Raw genomic sequence first — 1,144 nt, forward strand, 5'->3', positions numbered from 1 at the left:
CCGTAGATACCATCTCTCCCATCAATCACAACAGGTCCTCTAAAGGGCCTGTCGTGGTTGATAAGGTCGCTGCGTCTTGAGCACGCCATAGGCGATCTGCAGCAGTTTGCGCATGGCAGCGCCCAAGGCGCTCATTCGGGCTTTGCCGCGTGCCAGTAGTCGTTCATACAGCGCTTTCACGTCGGGGTTGCGCTCTTTGGCGACTATGGCGCCCATGTACAGCTTGGCTCTGATAAGTGGGGAACCGGCCTTGCTCAATACCGTGCGTCCCTCCACCGTCTTACCCGATTGCCAAGGGCGGGGCACCAAGCCGACAAAGGCAGTGCATTGTCGAGCGTCGCCAAAGTCGCGACTGTGCAGCAGGGCCAATAGATGGCGTGATAGCACCTCGCCGATTCCATCGATGCTTTGCAGTAAGGCACGATCGCGTTTGAGATCGTCGTGCCGATCGATGTGGTCGTCGATATCCTGACGAATCCGCTCTGCCTCCTGTCGCAGAGCCTGTACCAGGTTGTCGATGGAGGCCAGGACGCCCGGACTCCCGCTGACCTCCGCTTTTTCACGACGGTTGAGTTCACGTTGCAGATCGTCTTGCAGCGCCTCATGGCGAGCAATCAATGCCTTGAGCTCGCGGACCTCACGTCGCTCCGGCGTCCAGGGACGTACGGGCTGGGTCGCGCCATAGCGCGCCAGCACTAGGCTGTCCTGCTTGTCGGTCTTGCCCTGTATGCCCAGGCTGCGGGCGTATTCGCGCACCCGCGCAGGATTAAGGACGAAGACTTGGACGCCACGATCATGGAGATACAGAGCCAGCGGCTCGTGATAGACCCCAGTCGCTTCGAGGAAGACCTGCAACTGCTCCACCGTCTCACCCGTTTGGGCGCAACACCAGTCGATCAGTTCGGCGAATCCTGTGGACCGGTTGGCGAAGACCTTGGTTTTGACCTTCAGGCTGCGGACGTCACGCAGCCACAAACAATCGAATTTATGCTTGCTGATGTCGATACCAATGATCGCCATTTCTCGCTCCTTGCCTTGTGCATACAGCCTCACTCCAGCGGAGGGGCTTGGATACCATTCAGGATGTGGAGAAAGGGAGCCGGCAGACACACTCTACGACACAGCATCGAGTGCTCAGGTTGGG

Annotated in this window: 1 protein-coding gene; it reads right to left on the reverse strand. The window is 58.8% G+C overall.

Going from position 1 to position 1,144, the window contains the following annotated elements; genetic code table 11:
• Window positions 1–39: 39 nt before the first annotated feature.
• Window positions 40–1,020, reverse strand: a complete 981-nt coding sequence (locus C722_RS0100510; protein ID WP_017638643.1) for an IS110 family transposase — start codon at window positions 1,018–1,020, stop codon at window positions 40–42.
• Window positions 1,021–1,144 lie beyond the last annotated feature (124 nt).

Source organism: Pseudomonas sp. 313 (assembly GCF_000316965.1).
GTDB lineage: Bacteria > Pseudomonadota > Gammaproteobacteria > Pseudomonadales > Pseudomonadaceae > Chryseomonas > Chryseomonas benzopyrenica.

Bases quoted from the DNA above. Each gene is read 5' to 3' on its own strand.
- C722_RS0100510 (WP_017638643.1), bottom strand. From the start codon at position 1,020: ATGGCGATCATTGGTATCGACATCAGCAAGCATAAATTCGATTGTTTG.